This is a genomic window from Streptomyces sp. CRCS-T-1, from assembly GCF_024442335.1.
In the GTDB taxonomy this organism is placed as follows: domain Bacteria; phylum Actinomycetota; class Actinomycetes; order Streptomycetales; family Streptomycetaceae; genus Streptomyces; species Streptomyces koelreuteriae.
Genome location: NZ_CP101651.1, coordinates 5,002,344 through 5,024,816 on the forward strand (window position 1 = coordinate 5,002,344; position 22,473 = coordinate 5,024,816).

A 22,473-nucleotide genomic window follows, 5' to 3' on the forward strand; every position below is an offset into this window, starting at 1 on the left:
ATCACAGAAGCACTGGATCGCTCACACTATCCGCCCAGTTGAACGCCGGTGTGCGCTGAATGACAAATTCGACGTCCCTACATTTGGGCAATCCAGCCCAATTCCATTCTGTGAATCTCTACCAGCGGTAGGGCGCGTACACGTTCATGCACTTACCGGCGTCCGAGCCGTTGAGCGCGTCCGCGTCACCGGGGAGGTCTCCGGCCTTCGGGGCCGGCTGCTTCGGATACGACGTCCCCGTACGCCAGTCGGCGCCCACGACGACCGTCACACCGGATACGTCGGTGGACCTCCGCACCGAACTCTGCGGAATGCCGAGCGACTTGGCGACGCGCTGGGCATCGCCCGCCAGCTCGGCGCTCGGATAGCGCACGACGGTCCGCTCCTCGGCCAGCGCGCCCGAGGTGTCCGCCGCGGCCTTCGTGAAGCCCTTCCCCACGAGGGACCGGGCGATGGCGCCCGCGCGTCCGGTCACCGGGCCGAGGGTGTCGGAGCGGGTGGCGTTCCGCACCAGGACACCGATCTCGCCGTCCGCCGCGGCCGGATCCCGGGAGGCCTTCTCCGAACCGGGCTGCTTCGAACCGGCCTTCTTCGAGGCGGACTTCCCGCCCTTGTCGTCGAACGGCACGTCGTCGCGGACCATCTCCCACACCCGGTCGGCGTCGGCGCCCGCCGGTATCAGGTGATTGGCGTCCTCCGGGTCCGCGGCCGTGGGCAGCGTCGTCATGGTGATGCGGTCCGTCGGCACGGTCTTGAGCTGTGCCCCCAGGTCGTACAGCTTCTTCACCGTGCCGATCTCCTCGGACACGTGCAACGACTCGGTGGCCGCCTCGGCCAGGTCCGTCAGCCGCCCGGTGTCGGTGAAGACGTTCTGCGACTTGAGCGTGCGGATCATCGAGTTCATGTACATGTGCTGCGCCCTGGCCCGCAGCGGGTCGCTGCCCCAGGCGTGGCGGGTGCGCAGCCACTGCAGGGCCTGCTCGCCCTGGACCTTGGTCTTGCCGGCCTTCAGCTTCAGACCGGAGCCGCCGGGCACGCCGGGCAGCGGGCGGTCCCACACGTTCTGCTCCACGCACACCTCGACCCCGCCGATGGCGTCCGCCATCTTCACCACGCCCGCGAAGTCGATCGTCATCCAGTGGTCGATGTAGACCCCGGTGAGGTTCTGCCAGGTCGCCAGCGTGCAACCCGCGCCGCCCCGGGCCAGCGAGGCGTTGATGATCGTGTTGACCGGCGGGTACGTCCGGCCGGACTCCGGGTCGGTGCACTTGGGTATGTCGACGCGGGTGTCGCGCGGAATGCTCACCACGGCGGCGCTCTCGCGGTCCGCGGCCAGATGGATGAGCATCTGCACATCGCCCCGCGGCGGAGCGCCGCGGTCGTTCCTGGCGCCGCCCAGCTTCACGTTCTCGTCGGAGTTACGGCTGTCGGAGCCGATCAGCAGGATGTTCAGGGGCGTCTGCCCGGCCGCGTTCGGAGCGGCCCGCCGCGCCTTGGAGTCGCCGCTGCTGCGCTGGCCCTTCTCGATGTTGCCGTTCAGATGCTCGTAGTAGAGGTAGCCGGCGCCGGCGGTCCCGAGGACCAGCACGGAGAGGGTCGTCGCCGACCAGCGCAGTACCCGGCGTCCCCGGCGGGCCCGGCGGCCTCCGTGTCCGCCCCGGCCCTCGCGTCCGCCCCGGCCGCCGCCCGGCCCGGTGGATCCGCCCGGGGCCGGCTCACGCGGAACGGCACCCGGTTTCGTCCCCTCCCCCTGCACACCGCTGCTGCGCGCCATCTGCTTCCGCCACCCCCGTGTCACCGAAAAGGCCTGCCGTACGCCCAGTGAGACGTACGACAGGCCCTTCAGGTCACTCGGCGCACTCCACCTTGTCCGCCGTGGACTTGTCCACGTCCGCCGGCGCCTTGGCGGGAGTGGTCTGGGAAGAGCCCGCGCCCTTGAAGTCCTTGCCGAGGGTCAGGGTCATCGCGGGCACGCCCTGGGCGTTCTCCACACTCTTGCCCGGCTTCATCGCGGACCCGGGCAGGCCCATGATGTCGGCGAGGCGGCGGGCCTGGTCGGCCTGGTCGGGGGCGTACTCCAGGGTCGTCTTGGCCAGCTCGGCGGGCGCGTTGCCGGCGTTCTCCGACTTGGTGACGCCCTCCTCGACCTGCAGCCAGCTCAGCGTCTCCTGGGCGCTGCCGGCGACGGCACCGCCGTTCATGATCCGCACCCGCACCTCGGAGGCCGCGGACTTGCTGCCCTTGAGCCGGGCGGCCACCGCGGCGGCTTCCTTCTTCTTCTTTTCCTTGACCGCGGTGAAGGAGACGTCGTTCTTGATCATGTCGAAGACCTGCGGGGCCGACGACTCGTTGAGGACGACCGTGGTCGGGACCTTCTCCGCCGGGTTGTCGATCACCGGCGTGGTGGCGAACGTCAGGTTCTTGGTGTTGAGCTTGCCCAGCTCCAGACCGAGGTCCTTCAGCTTGCCGATGCTGGAGAGCTGCGAGTCGACGGTCAGCGCCTTCGTGCCCGCCTCGGCCAGGTCGAGCATCTTGGAGGGGCTGGTGAGCGTGTCGTTGTCCTTCAGCTTGCGCATCAGCGCGCTCAGGAACTGCTGCTGGAGCCCGATCCGGCTCAGGTCGCCGCCGAAGCCGACCGAGTGCCGGGTGCGCACGAAGGCCAGCGCCTGCTCGCCCTCGATGGTGTGGTTGCCCTTCGACAGCTTGAGGTGCGAGTCCGGGTCGTCGATGTCCTTGCCGAGGCAGACCTCGACCCCGCCGACCGCGCTGGTCAGCGTCTTGACCGCGTTGAAGTCGGCGACCATGAAGTTGTCCGGCTTGACCCCGGTCAGCTCCGTCACGGTCCGCATGGTGCAGCTCGGGGTCCGGTCGTCCTGGCCGAGGCTGGTGTTGAAGCGGGTCTTGGGCGTGCCCGGGATGACCTTCTGCGTCCCGTCCGCCTGCGTGGTCGGGCAGTCCGGGATGTCGACGATCAGGTCCCGGGGGATGCTCAGCGCGGTCGCGTTCGAACGGTCCTTGGAGACATGCAGCAGGATCGTGGTGTCGGCGTGCCCGACACTGCCCGCGTCGCCGTACTTCTCGTTGCCCGCGCCGGTGCGCTTGTCGGTGCCGATCAGCAGGATGTTGATGGCCTTGTCCTTCTCGAAGCCACCGGTGCTCGCGCCGTCGTCGGAGACCGACGCGATGTTGCTGTTCAGGTGCTCGATGTAGAAGTACGCGGCGCCCGCCCCGGCGACCAGCACGAACGCCATCACGCCGCCGGTCCACAGCAGGGCCTTCTTGCCCTTCGCGGCCTTCTTGGCGGGCCGGCGCCCGCGCCGCCCCGGCAGCGGCTCCTCCGGAGCCGGGGCCGGAGCCCCGCGGCGCCTGCGCGGCGGCGGCACCGCACGGCCGGGCGCCTCGGACCGCCGGCGGCCGGGCGCCTCGCTGCGGCCGAGCGGCTGCGTGCTGCCGAGCGCCGACGGGTCCGTATCGGAGGCCGGTGGTTTGCGCGGCCCGGGAACACCCGACTGCGGTGCGGAAGGGGGCAGTCGCATTTCGTATTCGCCGGTGTTCGGGTTGAGCACCCACTGGTCTGCGGGATCGATGTCGTCCGCCCGCCCACGGCTTTGCGCGTCCACGGTTGTCTGATTCCTCCGTCGGGGCACGCGGCGCCTGCCCTTCCAAGGCGCTCGGTACAGGTCACACAGTGCGGTGTCTCAGGGATGTCCACAGAGCCGGTCGCACCGGGATCGCTCACACTAACCGCCCAGTTCGGCGTCGAGCGACGACGGTGACGAAGTCCACGTCCCTACACCTGGGCAATTCGCCCATTTCCCGGGTGAAGAGCGCGTCACCTTGAGGCGGCCTTGGTGTCCGCTTTACTCGCAGGTGTCCTCGGCTGCCGTGTTTCCACGGAACGTGGGTGGAGGAGAAACGGTGACGGCGGATTTCGTGAACGGACCCGGATACGGATCCCCGTGCGACCCGTCACGCGAATCGGCAGGCCTTCGCGGGGCGGAACCTCCCCGTGCGTCCCCCGCGACCACCACCGGAGAGTCCGTCCGCAGCCGCTCGAACAGCCTGTCCGCCTCGGGCTCCACGAGTTGGTCGCGATTGGCGTCGTACGCATACGACTCCCGGGGGACGGTCAGGAATTGCACTTGTTCCATGGGGATGTCGCGCAGGCCGCGCACGAGTTCGTACAAACCGCGCAGACTCGCCAGATCCGGGTCCGTTGTGAGGGAGGACGTGGCGGCGTCCAGCACGGGATACAGCTTCACCGGATTCAGCAGGACGTCATTGCTGCGCACCTTGTTGACGAGTGCGCCGAGGAATCGTTGCTGCCGCTCCATCCGCTCCGTGTCGCTGCCGTCGCCCAGGGACTTGCGGGCGCGGACCCAGCCGAGGGCCTGCTCGCCGTCGAGCGTCACGCGTCCCGCGGGCAGCCTCAGCTTGGCGGCCCGGTCGTCGACCGGCTCCCGCAGACACACCTCGACACCGTCGACCGCGTCGACCATCTCCTTGAAGCCGTGGAAGTCGACGACGACGTGGTGATCGACGCGGACGTCGGTGAGCTTCTCGACGGTCCGGATGGTGCAGGCCGAGCCGCCCAGCGCGAAGGCCTGGTTGAACATCCCGAACCGGGGCGCGCTGCGGGACCCGTCCGGGCGCCGGCACGCCGGCAGCTCCACCATCAGGTCCCGGGGCAGGGAGACGGCGGTGGCGCTGCGCCGGCCCGCGGACAGGTGCAGCAGGATCGTGGTGTCCGACCGCTCGGTCCCGGAGTCCCGGCCGTAGCGGGCGTTGTCGTCGCCCTCGCGCGAGTCCGAGCCGATGAGCAGGATGTTCCGCGCGTCCTTGACCAGCGAGGTGGGCCGCTCCTTGTCGTACCGCGCGAGTTCGGCGGCCGCGGCCTCGTCGGGCGTGATGTTCCCGCTGAGCTTCGCGTACACGGCCCATCCGGCCCCGGCGGCCGCCACGACGAGACCGGTGACCCCGAACGCCGTGAACCGCACCCACCGCCGCCGACGCCGCCGCGCCAGCCCCCGCCCACTGGCCGAGGCCCCCGCACCCGGCCCCAGCCTCGGCAAGGACCCACCACCGGTACCGGCCACGACAGGGACCACCCCTCACGTCGTACGAACGTGCCGTGCGCACTGCTCTTACGACTGTGGCGTGGATGGGGTCTGGGGGAGGGGTGGGGATGGGCCGAACGGGGCAGCGGCCCAGCCGCGGGCAACGGTGCCGCTGAGCTGCTATGCCTGCCCTGGCTGGGGGCACTCGCGCGGCTGAGCTGCCGTTGCCGCCCTAGCTGCGGGCAACCGTGCCGCTGAGCTGCTGAGCCGCCATGCCTGCCCTAGCTGCGGGCATGCGTGCCGCTAAGGGCGGCACGGGTGGGCGCAGCGGCACCCCGCTACGCCGGGCTGCGCACCCACCCGCCCCCAGCGGAAACGCCCAGCACCAGCAAACGGCCTACCGAGCAAGCGCCGTAACCCGCTCACTCTCCACCCGCTTGTCCAACACCCCGTCCCCCGCCGACTCCAGATTCCGGCACAACACCACAGAACCCCCCGTGGCCAACGCCCCGTACAACCCTGCGCTCAACCCCTCCCACGTGTCGTACGGCAACCCCGACAGAATCCGCGACCCCGGCCCGGTCAGCCCCAGCTCCGCCGCCCCCGCCCGAGCCCGCTCCACGACCTCGGCCCCACTGAACTCCCGCCCCGCCACGATCAGCGCGGGCTCCTCGGGATCCACCGGCGCGTACGGCACGAACCGGTCCCCCTGCCCCGGCACCTCCACCGCGTAGTCGACGAACCCCTCGGGAGCCTGCGGAAACCGCCCCCCGAGCGGCCGCAAGGCCATCGCGATCCGCGCCCCGGAACACGCCCGGGCCGCCTCCAGCCCGTCCGGCCCGCTCACCACGACATCGGCGGCCCGAGCGTCCCCGGACACATCCGCGACCACCCCCACCGACGAACACGCGAGCAACCACACCGCCGTCTGCCAGTGCGCCGGCAGCAGCAGCGCGACCCGGTCGCCGGGCTCGACGGACAGCTCGTCCTGGAGCAGGTTCGCGGTCTTGGCCACCCAATTGGCGAAGGTGGCCACGGAGAGTTCGACGCGTTCGCCCGTGGCGTCGTCGTAGAAGGTCACCAGGGGGCGTCCCGGATCCGCGGCGAGCGCGGAACCCAGCAGGTCGGCGGGGGTGCGATCGGTGGCGTTCACCCGCGCAAGCGTACGCGGCGCACCGCCCGCCGCCCAACGGCCCGGCCACCGCCCGCCCCGCGTTCACCACCGGTTCGGCCGAATCCCCGCCGACAGTCCGTCAACTCCCAAATGGACAGACTTATACGACTATGTCCAAGATCAGGGGCATGCGTGGATTCCTTGCTTCCTCGATCGGTGTCACCTGTGCGGCCGCTCTGGCCCTTCCCCTCACTCCGCCCGCCCTCGCGGCGACGGCGAGACCGGTGCCGACCACCGAGGTCGCCACGGCCGCGAGACCCGCGCCCCACGCGGGGGCGCCGGACACGACCCGGACCGACCGGCGCGCGGCCGAACCGTCCGCCGCCGGCAGCACCCAGTCCCTCCCCCTCGAACCCCTCACCCGCAACCGAGCCACCCCCTCCGCGTCCGCCTCGGCCGCCGCCGAACAGGGCCTGTCCCGCCGTGCCGTACGCCGCTTCTCCCTCGTCGGCGTCATCTGGGACGACCCCCATGCCGAACTGCACGGCCGCGTCCATGTCCGCACGCGCGCCGCCGGCACCGGCACCTGGTCGGGCTGGCAGGTCGTGGAGACGCACAACGCCGACCACGCGGCCGACCTGGACACCCCCGAGAGCACCTCGGGCCGCGTACGCGGTGCCACGGCACCGCTGTGGGTCGGCGACTCCGACGGCGTGGAACTCCGGGTCCGTTCGGAACTCCCGGGCACCGGCGGTCGCGGCATGGCGGCCGCCGCGCCCTCGCTCCCCTCCGGTCTCCGGCTCGAACTCGTCGACCCCGGCGAGGGCGACGCGGCGCTCCCCGGCGGCCCCGTGGACAGCCCCCGCACCGGCGGCCTGAACACCGAGTCCTCCGCCGCAACCGACGCCTCCGCCGCCAACGCGGACCTCGCGCCCCTCGGCGCCACCGAGATCCCGGCACTGAGCCGCGCGGCGACCGAGCGCGAGTTCTACACCCTCCGGGCCGGCGGTCCGGCGGACCGGCAGCGGGCGAAGCCGTACGTCGGCCCCCGCCCGAGTATCGTCACGCGCCGCGGCTGGGGCGCGAACGAGGGGCTGCGGGAGCGGAAGTTCGTCTACACGAAGAAGGTCAAGGCCGCCTTCGTGCACCACACCGCGAGCGGCAACAAGTACAGCTGCTCGCAGTCCCCGTCACTCATCCGCAGTATCTACCGCTACCACGTCAAGAGCATGGGCTGGCGGGACGTCGGCTACAACTTCCTCATCGACAAGTGCGGAAAGATCTACGAGGGCCGCGCGGGCGGCGTGGCGAGGCCGGTCCTCGGCGCGCACACCCTTGGTTTCAACAGCAACAGCATGGGCATCGCCGTCATCGGATCGTACGGAGCCAAGAAGCCGTCGTCCGCCGCCGTCAAGGCCATCGCCCGGGTCACGGCGTGGAAGCTGGGCCTGTACCGGATGAACCCGCGGGGCAAGACCTACCTGAAGTCGGCCGGCAGCAATCTCCACCGCAAGGGCAAGAAGGTACGACTGAACGTGATCTCCGGTCACCGGGACGGCTTCAAGACCGCCTGCCCGGGCCGGAAGCTCTACGGCAAGCTCGGCTCGGCCCGCTCCAAGGCGGCCCGCTACCAGGGCCGCTGAGAACAGGGGGCGGAAAGCCGCACGGCCAGCGAAGGCGCCACGGAACGGTCTGCATACACTGACCGGCCGAAAGACAGTTCGGACGGTCCCGGCAGGAAGCAGAGACGACACGTGACTGAAGCGATCCTCCTGGTCGGCGGCAAGGGCACCCGGCTGCGCCCGCTCACGGTGCACACGCCCAAGCCCATGGTCCCGGCGGCCGGGGTGCCCTTCCTCACGCACCAGCTCGCGAGAGCGAGAGCGGCGGGTGTCGAGCACATCGTCCTCGCCACGTCCTATCTGGCCGAGGTCTTCGAGCCGTACTTCGGCGACGGGTCCGCGCTGGGCCTGCATCTGGAGTACGTGACGGAGGAGGAGCCCCTCGGCACCGGCGGCGCCATCCGCAATGTCGCCTCCCGGCTGCGCTCCGGCCCCGACGACCCGGTCCTGATCTTCAACGGCGACATCCTGACGGGCCTGGACATCCGGGCCCTGGTGGACACCCACGAGTCGACGGGCGCGGACGTCTCCCTGCACCTCACCAAGGTCACCGACCCGCGCGCCTACGGGCTGGTCCCCACGGACGACACGGGCAGGGTCCTGGCGTTCCTGGAGAAGCCGCAGACCCCCGAGGAGATCGTCACCGACCAGATCAACGCGGGGGCGTACGTCTTCCGCCGCTCGGTCATCGACACGATCCCGCTGGGCCGGCCGGTGTCGGTGGAACGGGAGACCTTCCCCGACCTCCTCTCCGCCGGAGCCCACCTCCAGGGCATGGTCGACTCGACGTACTGGCTGGACCTCGGCACCCCGGCGGCGTTCGTCCGGGGCTCGGCGGACCTGGTCCTCGGCCGGGCCCCGTCGCCCGCCGTCCCCGGCCGCTGCGGCGACCAGCTCGTGCTCCCGACGGCGACGGTCGCGGCCGACGCCAAGCTGTCGGGCGGCACGGTGGTGGGGGAGGGCGCCTTCGTCGCCGGGGGAGCGCGGGTCTTCGGCAGCACGATCATGCCGGGCGCCGTCATCGAACCCGGCGCGGTCATCACCGACTCCCTCATAGGCGCCCGCGCCCGAGTCGGCGAACGCACCGTCCTCACGGGCACGGTCATAGGCGACAACGCGACCATCGGCCCCGACAACGAACTCCTGCAAGGCACCCGAATCTGGTGCGACACCAAAATCCCAGCGGGCGCGGTCCGCTTCTCCTCGGACCAGTAGCGCCTACGCGGCAGGCTGCGCTGCGTGCCGCCCCGACCCGCCGGCCCGCCGTAGCTGCCCCAGCTGAGGCAGTCGCGTGCCGCCGATCTGCGGACTGTCGGTTCCCACCCGGCTCCTGCGGATCTGCGGCCAGCCGCCTCCCGCCGGTCTGCGGGCCCGCCGGGCTGCGCGCGGCCCGCCTCAGCCGCCCCCGCTGCGGGCATGCGTGCCGCTAAGGGCGGCACGGGTGGGCGCAGCGGCACCCCGCTCCGCCGGGTTGCGGCCCCACCCGCCCCAAGCACCAACGCCCCGGGCACCCCACAACCGGCAGAACGTCACAACCCCCCGATATCCCACCGCGGCATCTTCGGCGCCCGACGCCCCGGCACCCTCCCACTCAGCAACACCAACCGAGCCGCCCGATGCCGCTGCCCCGCATACGGCTCCAACAACGACAACATCACGGAGTCGTCCGCATCCCGATCCCCACCCAACGCCCACCCCACGATCCCCGGCAGATGCAGATCCCCCACGGTCACCTCATCCGCCGCCCCATGACTCCGCTGCACCGTCTCCGTGGACGTCCACGGCCCCACCCCCGGCACAACCTCCAACCGCTCCCGAGCCGCCCCCGGCTCCATCCCCGCCGTCTCCTCCAACCGCCCGGCCACCCGCACCGCACGCAGAATCGTCGACGCCCGCTTGTCGTCGACCCCGGCCCGATGCCACTCCCACGACGGAATCAACGCCCACGTCCGAGGCCCCGGCATCACATGCATCGGCCCCGGCACGGGCCCCGGCGCCGGCTCCCCGAACTTCCGCACCAGCAACCGCCACGCCCGATACGCCTCATCGGTCGTGACCTTCTGCTCGAGAATCGACGGAATCAGCGACTCCAGCACCAGCCCCGTCCGAGTCAGCCGCAGCCCCGGCCGCCGATGCCGTGCCAACGCCACCAGCCGGTGCCGCGGCACGAACGCCGACGGATCATCGGCCGCCCCGAGCAGCTCGGGCAACCGCTCCAGCAGCCACTCGGCCCCGGCCCCCCAGGCCTCCCCGCGCACCCCGCCACCCGCCGCGCGCACCCGCAGCGTCCCGGGCCCGGCGGGAGTGAGAGCGGTCCGCCACACCGACCCGTCCGGTGTCGTCCGGAACGTCGGATCACCCGGCCCGCGCCGCAGCGGCCCGAGCACCAGCCCGAGATCCAGCGGCCCGTCCGGCACATGGTCCCGAACCCGCCCCGGCCCCGCCGCCTGCCGGGGCACGCCCGCGCCCACGGCGACATGCCCGCCGCGCACGGTCGTACGCGTGGGCCGGGGAGTGAACCGTCCTGCCATGAACAAGGCCCCTGAACGAAGTCGCCGGTATGAGCCGCTGGGATGACGAAAGGAGCAGCCCTACGAGCGTAGACGCCACCCCGCCCCGCTCACCGCACCTCGATGAACGCCCCCGCGTCCCGCTCCGGCCGGGGCCGCGGCTCCTCCGCCGGATGCCCGACCGCCACCGCGCCCATGGGATCCCAGTCCGCCGGCAGCCCCAGCACCTCGCGCACCACGTCCCGGCAGAACATCGTCGACGACACCCACGCCGACCCCAGCCGCTCCCCGGCCAGCGCGACCAGGAGGTTCTGCACACCGGCACCGGCGGCGACTACGAACATCTCCCGCTCGGCCCCGTCGCGCCGCGCATCGCCGTACGTGTGCGAGCCGTCCATGACCAGACAGGGCACGACCAGATACGGCGCGTTCCGCAGAACGTCCCCGCGCCGTACCCGCTTGGCGACGGACTCCTCCGTCTTGCCGTCCCGCCGCAGATCGGCGATCCAGGCGTCGCGCATGGCGTCGAGCAGCCGCGTCCGCGACTCCTCCGACTCCAGCAGCACGAACCGCCACGGCGTGGTGTGGTGCGGCGCGGGCGCCGTCACGGCGGCGGCGACCGCCCGCCGTACGGCACCGGGGTCGACGGGCTCGTCCGTGAAGGCCCGGACCGTACGCCGCTGGGTCACCGCCAGCCGCACCGCCTCCGACGTACCGAGCCGGAACATGTCGTCACGGGCGCCGCGCACCATGGCCCGCGCCCCTTGTTCGTCTTCTTCGTCACCGTCCCCCGCGACCAGATCCGGGAGCCCCCGGACGACGGCCACCGGCAGACCCGCTGCCTTGCCCTTGACCAGGTCGCCCGCGGAGGCGAGTTCGTCGGCGGTGGCGACGACGGTGGCGCTGAGCGGATTGCCGTACGCGTCCGTGCCCCCGCGCAGATCGTCGAGTACGCGCACTCCGGCCGCGCCGATCGCGACATCCGTGAGCCCCGCGCGCCAGGGCCGCCCGAACGTGTCGGTGACGACGACACCGACCTCGACACCGAGGATGTCCCGCAGTCCGTCACGGATCACGCGGGCGGACGCGTCCGGGTCCTCGGGCAGCAACAGCACGGTCCCGGAAGGGGTGTTGGACGCGTCGACCCCGGCCGCGGCCATGATCAGGCCCTGCCGGTTCTCGACGATCCGGAGGGCGCCGCGCCGGGCCACCACCCGTACCGTCTCCGCGTCGATGGCCGCCTCCCGGTCGGCGGCCCGGACGACGCGGCCCTCCGCCTTGGACACGATCTTCGAGGTGACGAGCAGCACGTCCCCGTCGGCCAGTCCGGGCTCGGCGGCCGCGATCAGCTTGGCCAGATCGTCCCCGGCCGCGACCTCGGGCAGCCCGGCCACGGCCCAGACCCGGTACCCCTCGGCACCCTCGCCGCTCATGCGCCCCGCACCTCCTCCGCGAGCGCCAGCGCCTCCTGGGCCATCCGCGCGGTCGCGTCGGTGTCGGTCATCATCAGCGGCACGGCCCGGCAGCGCACCCCGGCCGCCTCGACCTGCTCCACCACGCCCGCGTCCACCGTGTCCACGAGCCAGCCGTCCAGCAGGCCCGAGCCGTAGTGCTCGGCGACCGCCGCCGCGGTCGACTCGACGCCCACGGCGGCCAGCACCTTGTCGGCCATGCCCCGCACGGGCGCGTCGCCGACGATGGGGGACAGGCCGATCACCGGCACCCCGGCGTCGGCGATCGCCTCCCGGACGCCGGGCACGGCGAGGATCGTGCCGATCGACACGACCGGGTTGGACGGCGGGAAGAGGATCACGTCCGCCTCGGCGATGGCCTCCAGGACACCCGGAGCGGGCTTCGCCTGGTCGGCGCCCACCGGCACGATCGCCTCGGCGGGCACCGAGGCGCGCAGCCGCACCCAGTACTCCTGGAAGTGGACCGCCTTGCGCTCCCCGTCGACCTCGACGGCGACATGGGTCTCGACGCGGTCGTCGGACATCGGGATCAGCCGCACGCCCGGCTTCCAGCGCTCGCACAGCGCCTCCGTCACCGCGCTCAGCGGATATCCGGCGCCGAGCATCTGCGTCCGCACGATGTGCGTGGCGAAGTCCCGGTCGCCCAGACCGAACCACTCGGGCCCGACGCCGTACGCCGCGAGCTCCTCCTTGAGATGGAAGGTCTCGTCGCTGCGACCCCAGCCCTGCTCCTCGTTGATGCCGCCGCCGAGCGTGTACATCACCGTGTCGAGGTCCGGGCAGACCTTCAGACCGAAGAGGTGGATGTCGTCTCCGGTGTTGCCGATGACCGTGATGTCCGCGTCCGGCACGGCCCGCTTCAGACCACGCAGGAACCGGGCACCACCGATGCCGCCTGCCAGAACCACAATGCGCATGGGAGCAGTCTTGCAGGCCCCTACGACAGTGGGTCAGACAGTCAGGGCTTCCGGCACGCTCCGGGCCTCGCAGTGCTGAGCCGTGTGCATCGGCATCGCCGTCAGCCCCGGGTAGTAGACGTGCAGACTCACCGCCGACTCGAGTGCGTCATTCACGACCTCGTGTACATACCCCGGCGCGAACACGCGCTGCGCGCCCGCCCGCAACGCGCGTGTGCCCCGCTCCGTGCGCTCCGTCAGCGTGCCGTCCAGCACGGTCAGCACCCCGGAGGAACGGCCGTGGTCGTGCAGGCCGCTGCCCTGCCCGGGCACCCAGGACAGCAGCCACACCTCGTAGCCCGGCCCGGTGCGCAGCCGGTGGTACCAGCGGCTGGTCGCGTCGTAGCGGACGAGGTGCTCCCACTGGGAGCGGTCGGCGGCGATGGAGCGGGCGAGGCCGACGAACTCGGCGACGGTGGCCGGGTGCTCGCGCTCCCGCTGGAGCAGGTGCGGGACTTCGAGGATGTCGCCGGCGATCTGGAGGTCGCTGTCGCTGTTCATGGGGTGGGGTGGTTCCTCAGTGAAAGTGGGTCAGAGGGAACGGAAGCCGGGGGACTGGTGGCCCGGCCTTCAGCTGGAGCGGGTGTGGCTCAACAGCTGGAACAGCGACAGCTACAGCGAGCGCGGGCAGCACCGAGGGACCCGGCGGTGCGGGTCGAGGTGAGTGCCGAGTTCGCGAGCATGCCCACTAGGACACCGGGTCACACCTCCGGTGTCAACTCGGCACCCGGTATGTGGGACGAGGTTCACCTCATCCGGTCGTTCACTCAGATGAAAGGTTTGTTCATGGCCTGGCAGGGACACATGGCGTCCATCCGGGCGCACAAACCTCGTTGCGTACTCGTGATCAGACTGTGATCAGATTCGCTTTGACGTGCGTGCCGGAACGAGATCGAACTCCTGGGCGTCCTCCCCTGTAGAGGTCCGTACGGGGTCCGGTGGCAGCGGGGCCTCTCGCGGGCTCCGTCTGCGTGTCAAGGTTTATGCCGATTTGAACACTTTCCGCACGGCCTTGGTTCCGCAGAGTGAATAAGGGGCTCAATAGCAGATCTCGGCTTGACTCGCCCGGAGCAGCACACTTGTAATTTCACTCGTGTCGTTCAGCCGCAATCGGTAACGGCTACATCACGGGGACGCGGATAAGAACAGACGAGGGGCGCACATGACCGAGCTGGTGCAGCAACTGCTGGTCGACGACGCGGACGAGGAACTCGGCTGGCAGGAGCGCGCGCTGTGCGCCCAGACCGACCCCGAGTCCTTCTTCCCCGAGAAGGGCGGCTCGACCCGGGAGGCCAAGAAGGTCTGTCTCTCCTGCGAGGTCCGCTCCGAGTGCCTCGAGTACGCCCTCGCCAACGACGAGCGCTTCGGCATCTGGGGCGGCCTGTCCGAGCGGGAGCGCCGCCGGCTGAAGAAGGCCGCGGTCTGACCGGATCCTGGTTCGTGAACGGCCCGTCGCCAGTGGGTTATCCACAGGCGGCGGGCCGTCTTGCTGCCAGCCGATAGTGTGGGCGCTCGTCCGAGACGCCCCGCGGCCCCCGCCGGTCGCAGGCGTCCACCGCAGTCCACCGAACCGGGGCCCGTACCTCGATGTCCGTGCACAGCCACCCGGCAGCTCATCACGACCCCGCTGCCACAGCCGTGTTTGACCCGGCCCACCCGTCTGCGTTCGACCCGGCCCACCCGCCCGAGTTCCCGCGTCATGTGGTGACCGCGGTCCTCGTCTCCCACGACGGTGCCCGCTGGCTGCCCGACGCGCTCGCCGGGCTGCTCGGCCAGGAGCGCCCCGTCCAGTACGCGATGGGCGCCGACACCGGCAGCGCGGACGCCTCCGCCCAGCTGGTCACCGACGCGCTCGGCGCCGACCGGGTGCTGCACCTCGCCCGCCGTACCGGCTTCGGCCAGGCCGTCGAGGAGTGCGACCGCAGCGCCCCGGTCCTCACCCCGGAGCAGCTGCCGTACCTCAAGCGCCCCAGCGGCTGGGACCCGGTCACGCGCTCCTGGCGCGACGACGCCTACGACATGCCCGAGCTCCCGCACGGCGAGCCGGTGCAGTGGCTGTGGCTGCTGCACGACGACTGCGCCCCGGAGCCCGACGCCCTGGCCCAGCTGCTGCGCGTCGTGGACAACGAGTACGAGCTGGGCCGCGAGGACGTGGCCGTCGTGGGCCCCAAGCTCCGCGGCTGGTACGACCGGCGCCAGCTCCTGGAGGTCGGCGTCTCCATCGCCAACTCCGGCCGCCGCTGGACCGGCCTGGACCGCCGGGAGCAGGACCAGGGCCAGCACGACCACGTCCGGACCGTGCTGTCGGTGTCCACCGCCGGCATGCTCGTCCGCCGCGACGTCTTCGAACAGCTCGGCGGCTTCGACCGGCACCTGCCCCTCATGCGCGACGACCTCGACCTGTGCTGGCGCGCGCACGCCGCTGGCCACCGCGTGCTGATCGCCCCGGAAGCCGTCGTCCGGCACGCCGAGGCGGCCTCCCGGGAGCGCCGCGCCGTCGACTGCGTGGGCCGCACCTCCGCCTCCCCGCACAAGGTCGACAAGGCCGGCGCCGTCTACAGCCTGCTCGTCAACACGCGTACGGCCGTGCTCCCCTGGGTGCTGCTGCGCGTCGTGCTCGGCACCCTGCTGCGCACCGTCGCCTACCTCGTCGGCAAGGTCCCCGGACAGGCCGTCGACGAGATCCGCGGCCTCATGAGCACCCTGCTGCGCCCCGAGCGGATCCTCGCCGGGCGGCGCCGCAGAGGCACCCCCCAGGTCGACAAGGGCGAGCTGCGGCCGCTGTTCCCGCCGCCCGGCGCGACCGTCCGGATGACCGTCGAGCAGGTCGCGGGCAATCTCGTCGGCAGCTCCGACCCCGAGGCCGTCGCCGGTGCCGGACGGCACGGCGGTGCCGTCGAGTCGGGCCCCGGCGGCGACGACGCGGACTTCCTGCAGGTCGAGCAGTTCGCCCGGCTCAAGCGCATCGCGCGCAAGCCCGGCCCGGTGCTCTTCCTCGTCCTGCTGCTCGTCTCCCTGCTCGCCTGCCGTGAACTCCTCGGCGGTGGCGCGCTCGCGGGCGGCTCCCTGCTGCCCGCCCCGGCCGACTCCTCGGCGCTGTGGGCGCGCTACCTGGACGCCTGGCACCCGGTCGGTGCCGGCGGCACCTCCTCCGCGCCGCCGTACGTCGCGCTCGTGGCGATGCTGGCGTCCCTGCTGTTCGGCTCGACCGGCCTCGCCGTCACCGTGCTGCTCGTCTGCTCGGTGCCGCTGGCCGGTGTCGCCGCCTACTTCGCCTCCCGCCCGCTGGTCGAGTCCCGGCTGCTGCGCGCGTGGGCGGCCGTCGTCTACGCCTTCCTGCCCGCCGCCACCGGCGCCCTCGCCGGCGGCCGCCTCGGCACCGCCGTCCTGGCCGTGCTGCTGCCGCTCATCGCGCGCGCGGGCATCGCGGCCAGTGGCCTGTCGAACCCGAGCGGCGCGCGGGGCAGTTGGCGTGCCACCTGGGCGTACGCCCTGCTGCTGACCATCACCACCGCGTTCACCCCGATCGTGTGGCCCGTCGCGCTGATCCTCGGAGTGGGGCTGCTGGCCGTCCGCCGGACGGAGATCACGGCGTACGGGCCGCGGTTCCTCGCCCAGCTCGGCACCCCCCTGCTGGTCCTCGCGCCCTGGTCGCTGTCGCTGCTGCCGTTCGGCTTCTTCCAGCAGGCCGGCCTGGAGTACGGAGCGGGTTCCGCCTCCGCCCTCGACCTGCTCGGCGCGAGCCCCGGCGGCCCCGGCACCGTCAGCGGCCTGATGCTCATCGGCATCGTGCTGGCCGCGCTCGCCGCCCTGCTGCGCTCGGAACGCCAGTCGGGCATCCGCACGGCCTGGGCGGTCGCCCTGGTGGGCTTCGTCTTCGCGGCCCTGTCCAACGGCTCCACCTGGGCCGGCCCCGCGACCCTCGTCTACGGCATCGCCCTCCTGGCGGCAGCCGCGCTCGGAGCCGACGGGGCACGCGCGCGCGTGGCCGAGCAGAGCTTCGGCTGGCGCCAGCCGGTCGCCGTGCTGATCGCCTTCGCCTCGGCCGCGGGCCCGCTGCTCGTCGCCGCCGGCTGGATGATCCGCGGCGCCGACGGTCCCCTGGAGCGGCGCGACCCGACCCAGGTCCCCGCGTTCGTCGCCGAGGAGAGCGGCAGCCGCGACCAGGCCCGCACCCTCGTCCTCGACAGCGACTCCGGCGCCCACGTCGGCTACATGCTCGTGCGCGGCTCCGGCGCCCGCCTCGGCGACGGCGAGGTCGCCGCGGCCGACGGCGAGAACGGCAGGCTCGACAAGGTCGTCGCCAACCTCGTCGCAGGCTCCGGCGCCGACCAGGCCGACCAGCTCGGCGGCTTCGCCGTGCGCTACGTCCTCGTCCACCAGGGCGCGCCCCGCGAGGTCACCCGTGTCCTGGACGCCACGCCCGGCCTGACCCGGCTCAGCCAGCAGAGCGACGGCGCGCTGTGGCGCATCGACCGCGAGGTGGCGCGCGCCGCCATCGTCCCCGCCTCCGGATCCGGCACCCCGCAGCCCGTCGCCGCCGGGCCCGTCGACATCCACACCAGGATCCCGACCGGCGCCGAGGGGCGCGTACTGCGCCTCGCCGACACCGCCGCCGACGGCTGGACCGCCACGCTGGACGGCAAGCCGCTGACCCGCACCACGGTCGACGGCTGGGCTCAGGGCTTCGAACTCCCCGCCACCGGCGGCACGCTGGACGTCACCTACGACGACCCGATCGGCCACACGGCGTGGCTGTGGACGCAGGGCCTGCTCGCCGTCGTCCTCGTGGTGCTCGCCCTGCCCGGCCGGCGCCGCGACGTCGACGACGACATGCCCGAGGAGCCGGTCGTCCCGGCCCAGGCCGTCGCCGGCGAGGGCCGCCGCGCCCGCCGCCTGCGCGCCCAGGCCGAGGCCGAGACCGAGCCCCCGGCCGAAGGGACCCCCGGCCCCGGGGAGTTCCCGCCCCCGCAGCCCGAGCAGCCGCCCGCCGCGGTGCCGCAGCAGCACAATTACGGCCAGTGGGACGGGGCCGGCCACCCCGGCGGCGGCGAATACGCGGGGTACGGCGACCAGTACCAGGGTGCCGCGTACCCGGCGGACGCGTACGGCGGGCCGTACCAGGCGGATCCGTACCAGGGCGGCCAGTACGACCCGTACGCGTACGGCGGCTCGCCCCAGGCTCCGCAGTACGACCAGGCGGGCTACGACCAGGCCTACCACCAGGGCTACGGCACGCCGTACGACCCGGCGCAGGAGCAGCACCACCCCCACGGCACGGGCAGTGAGCGTCCCGACGGGAGCCAGCAGTGAACCGCACCACCCTGTCCCTCATCGCCGGTGTGACCGCGCTCGCCGCCGTCACCGGCTTCGCCGCGCTGTCCGCCCCGGACACCCCGGGCGCGGACGCCACCGCCAAGGCGGCCGCCCAACTGCCCGTGGAGCGCACGAGCCTGCTGTGCCCGGCGCCCAGTACGTCCGACCTCGCCGAGACGTCGTACACGTCCTTCACGCCCGTCACGAAGGGCACGGAGAGCGGCGGCAAGGCCGAACTCCGGGCGGCGGCCGAGGGCAAGTCCGGGAAGCCCGTGCTCACCCCCAAGGAGCCCGGCAAGCCGGTCACCGGGGACAGCTCGGGTGCCGAGGCCCCCGCGCTCGTCGGGACCGCCGACGGCAGGTTCGCGCCCGGCTGGACCGTCCAGCAGACCACCGAGGTCGCCGCCGGGACCGGACGCGGCCTCCAGGGCGTCAACTGCACGGCACCGGACACGAGTTTCTGGTTCCCCGGAGCCAGCACGGCGGCCGACCGCACCGACTACGTCCACCTGACGAACCCCGACGACTCGGCCGCCGTGGTCGACCTCGAGCTCTACGGCAAGGACGGCACCCTGCAGTCCCCGGTGGGGGAGGGCATCACCGTCCAGCCGCACTCCAGCGAGCCGGTCCTGCTCTCCACGCTCACGGAGGAGGAGCAGACCAACCTCACCGTGCACGTCAACGTCCGCAGCGGACGCGTCGGCGCCTCCGTGCAGGCCCTGGACGACAAGCTCGGCGGCGACTGGCTGGCCGCGTCCACGGACCCGTCGGGCAGCCTGGTGCTGCCCGGCATCCCCAAGGACGCCACCTCCGTGCGCCTGGTCGCCTTCACCCCCGGCGACGAGGACGCGGACCTGAAGGTGCGCCTCGCCTCCCCCTCCGGGCTGATCACCCCGGCCGGGCACGAGACGGTGCACGTCAAGGGCGGCATGACGACCGCCGTCGACCTGGGCGACGTCACACGCGGCGAGGCGGGCTCCCTGGTGCTGACGCCGACGGACCGGTCCGTACCGGTCGTGGCGGCCCTGCGGGTCGTACGGGGCAAGGGCGACAAGCAGGAGACGGCGTTCATCCCGGCCGCCCGCCCGGTCGGCACGCGCGCGACGTCCGCGGACAACAACGCCAAGGGCAGCACCCTGTCCCTGACCGCACCCGGCCGCTCCGCCACGGTCAAGGTCACCGCCTCGGCGGGCAGCGAGGGCGGCACCCCGGCATCGAAGACGTACACGATCAAGGCCGGCACCACCCAGGACATCGAGCCCCCGGCCCCCGGCGGCCTCAAGGGCACCTACGCCCTCACGGTCGAGCCGGTCTCCGGCGGCCCGGTCTACGGCGCCCGCACCCTGACGGCGAACGAGAGCGGCGTCCCCGCCTTCACGGTCCAGACCCTCCCCGACGACCGGGGCACGGTGGCGGTACCGGAGGCGGACGAGGACCTGTCGGTGCTGCAGAAGTAGCAAGCGCGGGGGAGGGGACGCGGGGCCGGCCTCACAGGACTCAGCCCTGCTCCTCGCCGTACCGCGGATCCACCGTCTCCGGCGTCAGCCCCAGCAGCTCGGCGACCTGCTCGACGACGACCTCGTGCACCAGCGCCGCCCGCTCGTCGCGCCCCTTGGTGCGGATCTCCACCGGCCGCCGGTAGACCACCACGCGCGCGGGGTGCCCCTCGCGCGCGCTGATCGTGCCGCCGAGCGGAACCGCCTCCTCGTTCCACGCCTCGCCGGGCCCGTCGAGCCGCGGCACCTCCAGCACCAGGAAGTCGATGTCGGCGAGCTGCGGCCAGCGCCGCTCCAGGCGCTCCACGGAGTCCTGCACCAGATCGGCGAACGCCTCCGCGCGGCTCGCGGCGAGCGGCACCTGCGGCGGTGCGATCGGGCCGCGCATGCCCCGGCCGTGGCGATCACGACGTCGGGGCCCGGGGGCGGCGGCACGGGGCGTTACGGGCTTCTCCATCACTGCTGAAGGGTAGTCCCCGCCACGCGCGTGTGCCCGGCACCGCGCGGCCGTACGGACGGCTTCCGGCCGACCCGCACGGCATGTCGTTACATGACCATTCTGGCCAAGGTTGGGCTTGATTCCGTATCCCTACGAGACCGGCGAGGTCACGGCAATTGAGGATTTTGTGACGACTCTTGACCGCTCACAGGCGTGTCCGACCCTCCGGGCGACCGCGTCCTGGCAGGTCAGCCGGGTGTGCCGACAGGGGCCTGTGGGGCGTTTCACAACGCGACACGGTGGAGTGACCTGGTGGAGAGTCGTCGCGGCCCGCTCAAGAGTGCGGTACCGTCCAACATCGTGAGCCCTGTACGTCGCTGTTCGCGCACCGCCTGCGGCCGTCCCGCCGTCGCGACGCTGACGTACGTCTACGCCGACTCGACCGCGGTCCTCGGCCCGCTCGCCACCTACGCCGAACCCCACTGTTACGACCTGTGCGCCGAGCACTCCGAGCGCCTCACCGCCCCGCGCGGCTGGGAGGTCGTCCGGCTCCTCGACGGCTCGGCCCCGGCCCGCCCCAGCGGGGACGACCTGGAAGCCCTTGCGAACGCCGTGCGGGAGGCGGCCCGCCCCCAGGAGCGGGCGGCCGGGGCCGGTGGCGCGGGGCGTGCGGCCGACCCGATGGAGGTCGCGCGGCGGGGTCATCTGCGGGTTCTGCGGTCCCCCGACAACTGAGCCCTCCGTTCGGCTGCCGTCTCGCGCGCACCCATTGACGCGAGCTTGGCGCGGACATGACCATTCCGTTTGAAGGTTCGAGAAATCGCTTTCGCATGACGGAAACCGGGGAGGCGCCCGTTGTACGTCCAGGAACTGGAACCCGTCGCCGGCTCGCTGGGCGTGTCCGCCCTCGTGGCCGCCCTGCCCCTCGTGATCGTCCTGGTCCTGCTCGGCGGCGTCCGCCTCAAGGCACATCTGGCAGGCCTGATCGGCCTCCTCGCCGCCGTGCTCGTCGCCTGGCTCGCGTACGGCATGCCCCTCGGCCAGACCCTCTCCAGCGCCGCCCAGGGCGCCGTCTTCGGCCTCTTCCCCATCCTGTGGATCGTCGTCAACGCCCTGTGGGTGTACCGGATGACCGTCCGCACCCGGCACTTCGACATCCTGCGCCGGTCCTTCGGGCGGCTCTCCGACGACCCGCGCATCCAGGCACTCGTCATCGCCTTCTGCTTCGGGGCGTTGCTGGAGGCACTCGCCGGTTTCGGGGCGCCCGTAGCGATCAGCGCGGTCATGCTGGTCGCCCTCGGCTTCGACCCGGTGCGCGCCGCCGTCGTCGCCCTGGTCGCCAACACCGCGCCCGTGGCCTTCGGCGCTATGGGCACCCCGGTCGTCACCCTCGCCCAGGTCACCGGACTGCCCCTGGACTCCGTGGCGTCCGTGGTGGGCCGTCAGACGCCGCTGCTGGCCCTCGTGGTGCCGCTGGTCCTGGTCTGGCTCGTGGACGGCCGCCGCGGGCTGCGCGAGACCTGGGTGCCCGCCCTGGCGTGCGGAGTCGCCTTCGCCGTCGCCCAGTTCGCCGCCTCCAACTACGTCTCCGCCCAACTCGCCGACATCGGCGCCGCCCTGGCCGGCGCGGGCGCCCTGGCCGCCGTACCGCACGCGCGCGTGCCCGCCGCCGAGTCCGTACGCGCCTCCGTGCTGACCGGCGCCCGCAGCGAGGAACTCGACGAGGAGGACCCGCCCCGCGAGATCCTGCGCGCCTACGCCCCCTACGCGCTGATCGTCGTGATCTTCTCCGTCGCGCAGATACCGGCCGTCAAGGACTGGCTGGCCAAGACCACCCAGACCTACGACTGGCCCTTCCTGAACGTGGCCGGGCCGGACGGCGACCCGGTCAGCGGCAACGTCTTCACCTGGCCGATCGTGTCGACCGGCGGCACGCTGGTGCTCCTCGCCGGCATCTGCACCGCCGCCGTCATCGGCGTCCACGCGCGCGTGGCGGTCAGGGAGTGGCTCGCGACGGTCCACGAACTGCGCTTCGCGATCCTGACCGTGACCTCCGTACTGGCGCTCGCCTACGTCATGAACCTCTCCGGCCAGGCGGCGACCATCGGCCACTTCGTCGCGGCGGCCGGAGCCGGACTGGCGTTCCTCTCACCCGTCCTCGGCTGGTTCGGCGTCGCCGTCACCGGCTCCGACACCTCCGCCAACGCCCTCTTCGGCGCCCTCCAGGTGACCGCCGCCCGCGAGTCGGGACTCTCCCCCGACCTGCTGGCCGCCGCCAACAGCTCCGGCGGCGTCCTCGGCAAGATGATCTCCCCGCAGAACCTCACCATCGCCTGCGCGGCCGTCGGCCTCGCGGGCCGGGAGGGCGACCTGCTGCGCAAGGTACTGCCCTGGAGCCTGGGCCTGCTGCTGGTCATGTGCCTGATCGTCGTAGGCCAGAGCACACCGGTCCTGGGCTGGATGCTGCCCTGACGCCCGGGGCGACGTCCGG

The 22,473-nt window shown here is 72.4% G+C and carries 16 protein-coding genes; 7 read left to right on the forward strand and 9 right to left on the reverse strand.

All coding sequences use genetic code 11. The features are described from left to right. Nucleotides 1-118 precede the first annotated feature (118 nt). The 4 genes from NNW99_RS22825 to NNW99_RS22840 form a co-directional block, all read right to left on the reverse strand. Nucleotides 119-1,774 (reverse strand): LCP family protein, encoded by a 1,656-nt coding sequence (locus NNW99_RS22825; RefSeq protein WP_215121000.1) that lies wholly within the window; start codon nt 1,772-1,774, stop codon nt 119-121. Nucleotides 1,775-1,847: 73 nt separating this feature from the next. Further along, nucleotides 1,848-3,620, reverse strand: a complete 1,773-nt coding sequence (locus tag NNW99_RS22830; protein WP_215121001.1) for an LCP family protein — start codon at nt 3,618-3,620, stop codon at nt 1,848-1,850. Nucleotides 3,621-3,860: 240 nt separating this feature from the next. Then, entirely contained in the window at nt 3,861-5,063 is a 1,203-nt protein-coding gene (locus tag NNW99_RS22835; RefSeq protein WP_215124412.1) for an LCP family protein, read from the reverse strand. Nucleotides 5,064-5,454: 391 nt separating this feature from the next. Then, on the reverse strand, nt 5,455-6,210 hold the full coding sequence (locus NNW99_RS22840) for a TIGR03089 family protein (RefSeq protein ID WP_215121002.1): 756 nt from the start codon (nt 6,208-6,210) through the stop codon (nt 5,455-5,457). A gap of 149 nt (nt 6,211-6,359) precedes the next feature. Between NNW99_RS22840 and NNW99_RS22845 the strand changes: the two genes are divergently transcribed. After that, the gene (locus NNW99_RS22845) at nt 6,360-7,814 is read left to right on the forward strand and encodes a peptidoglycan recognition protein (protein ID WP_215121003.1); all 1,455 of its coding nucleotides are present in this window, start codon (nt 6,360-6,362) and stop codon (nt 7,812-7,814) included. A 111-nt stretch (nt 7,815-7,925) separates the two neighbouring features. Continuing rightward, nucleotides 7,926-9,008, forward strand: a complete 1,083-nt coding sequence (locus NNW99_RS22850) for an NDP-sugar synthase (protein ID WP_215121004.1) — start codon at nt 7,926-7,928, stop codon at nt 9,006-9,008. 314 nt (nt 9,009-9,322) lie between these two features. On the opposite strand, the gene NNW99_RS22855 is transcribed toward NNW99_RS22850, so the two are convergent. The 4 genes from NNW99_RS22855 to NNW99_RS22870 form a co-directional block, all read right to left on the reverse strand. Continuing rightward, nucleotides 9,323-10,324, reverse strand: a complete 1,002-nt coding sequence (locus NNW99_RS22855) for a DNA-3-methyladenine glycosylase (RefSeq protein ID WP_215121005.1) — start codon at nt 10,322-10,324, stop codon at nt 9,323-9,325. Nucleotides 10,325-10,413: 89 nt separating this feature from the next. Then, nucleotides 10,414-11,736 carry a coenzyme F420-0:L-glutamate ligase gene (locus NNW99_RS22860; RefSeq protein ID WP_215121006.1) on the reverse strand — a complete coding sequence of 441 codons (1,323 nt, stop codon included), beginning with the start codon at nt 11,734-11,736 and terminating at the stop codon, nt 10,414-10,416. Beyond that, nucleotides 11,733-12,692, reverse strand: coding sequence for a 2-phospho-L-lactate transferase (gene cofD, locus NNW99_RS22865; protein ID WP_215121007.1), 960 nt, complete (start codon nt 12,690-12,692; stop codon nt 11,733-11,735). Before cofD ends, NNW99_RS22860 begins: the two co-directional genes overlap by 4 nt. A gap of 33 nt (nt 12,693-12,725) precedes the next feature. Next, entirely contained in the window at nt 12,726-13,232 is a 507-nt protein-coding gene (locus NNW99_RS22870) for a cysteine dioxygenase family protein (protein ID WP_215121008.1), read from the reverse strand. A 661-nt stretch (nt 13,233-13,893) separates the two neighbouring features. Here NNW99_RS22870 and NNW99_RS22875 point away from each other — a divergent pair. The 3 genes from NNW99_RS22875 (at nt 13,894) to NNW99_RS22885 (ending at nt 19,504) form a co-directional block, all read left to right on the forward strand. Beyond that, on the forward strand, nt 13,894-14,157 hold the full coding sequence (locus tag NNW99_RS22875) for a WhiB family transcriptional regulator (RefSeq protein ID WP_003990679.1): 264 nt from the start codon (nt 13,894-13,896) through the stop codon (nt 14,155-14,157). Nucleotides 14,158-14,318: 161 nt separating this feature from the next. Further along, nucleotides 14,319-18,044, forward strand: coding sequence for a glycosyltransferase (locus NNW99_RS22880; protein ID WP_215121009.1), 3,726 nt, complete (start codon nt 14,319-14,321; stop codon nt 18,042-18,044). Further along, nucleotides 18,041-19,504, forward strand: a complete 1,464-nt coding sequence (locus tag NNW99_RS22885) for a DUF5719 family protein (RefSeq protein WP_215121010.1) — start codon at nt 18,041-18,043, stop codon at nt 19,502-19,504. The genes NNW99_RS22880 and NNW99_RS22885 overlap by 4 nt, the downstream gene beginning before the upstream one ends. A 40-nt stretch (nt 19,505-19,544) precedes the next feature. Here the strand turns inward: NNW99_RS22885 and NNW99_RS22890 are convergent, their stop codons facing one another. Beyond that, on the reverse strand, nt 19,545-20,000 hold the full coding sequence (locus tag NNW99_RS22890) for a metallopeptidase family protein (protein WP_215121011.1): 456 nt from the start codon (nt 19,998-20,000) through the stop codon (nt 19,545-19,547). Between the two features lie 294 nt (nt 20,001-20,294). Here NNW99_RS22890 and NNW99_RS22895 point away from each other — a divergent pair, with 294 nt between their 5' ends. Both NNW99_RS22895 and NNW99_RS22900 read left to right on the forward strand, forming a co-directional pair. Then, nucleotides 20,295-20,717 carry a DUF3499 domain-containing protein gene (locus NNW99_RS22895; protein ID WP_215121012.1) on the forward strand — a complete coding sequence of 141 codons (423 nt, stop codon included), beginning with the start codon at nt 20,295-20,297 and terminating at the stop codon, nt 20,715-20,717. Nucleotides 20,718-20,837: 120 nt separating this feature from the next. Further along, complete coding sequence (locus NNW99_RS22900; protein ID WP_215121013.1) at nt 20,838-22,454, forward strand: L-lactate permease; 1,617 nt, start codon at nt 20,838-20,840, stop codon at nt 22,452-22,454. The last annotated feature ends 19 nt before the right edge of the window (nt 22,455-22,473 follow it).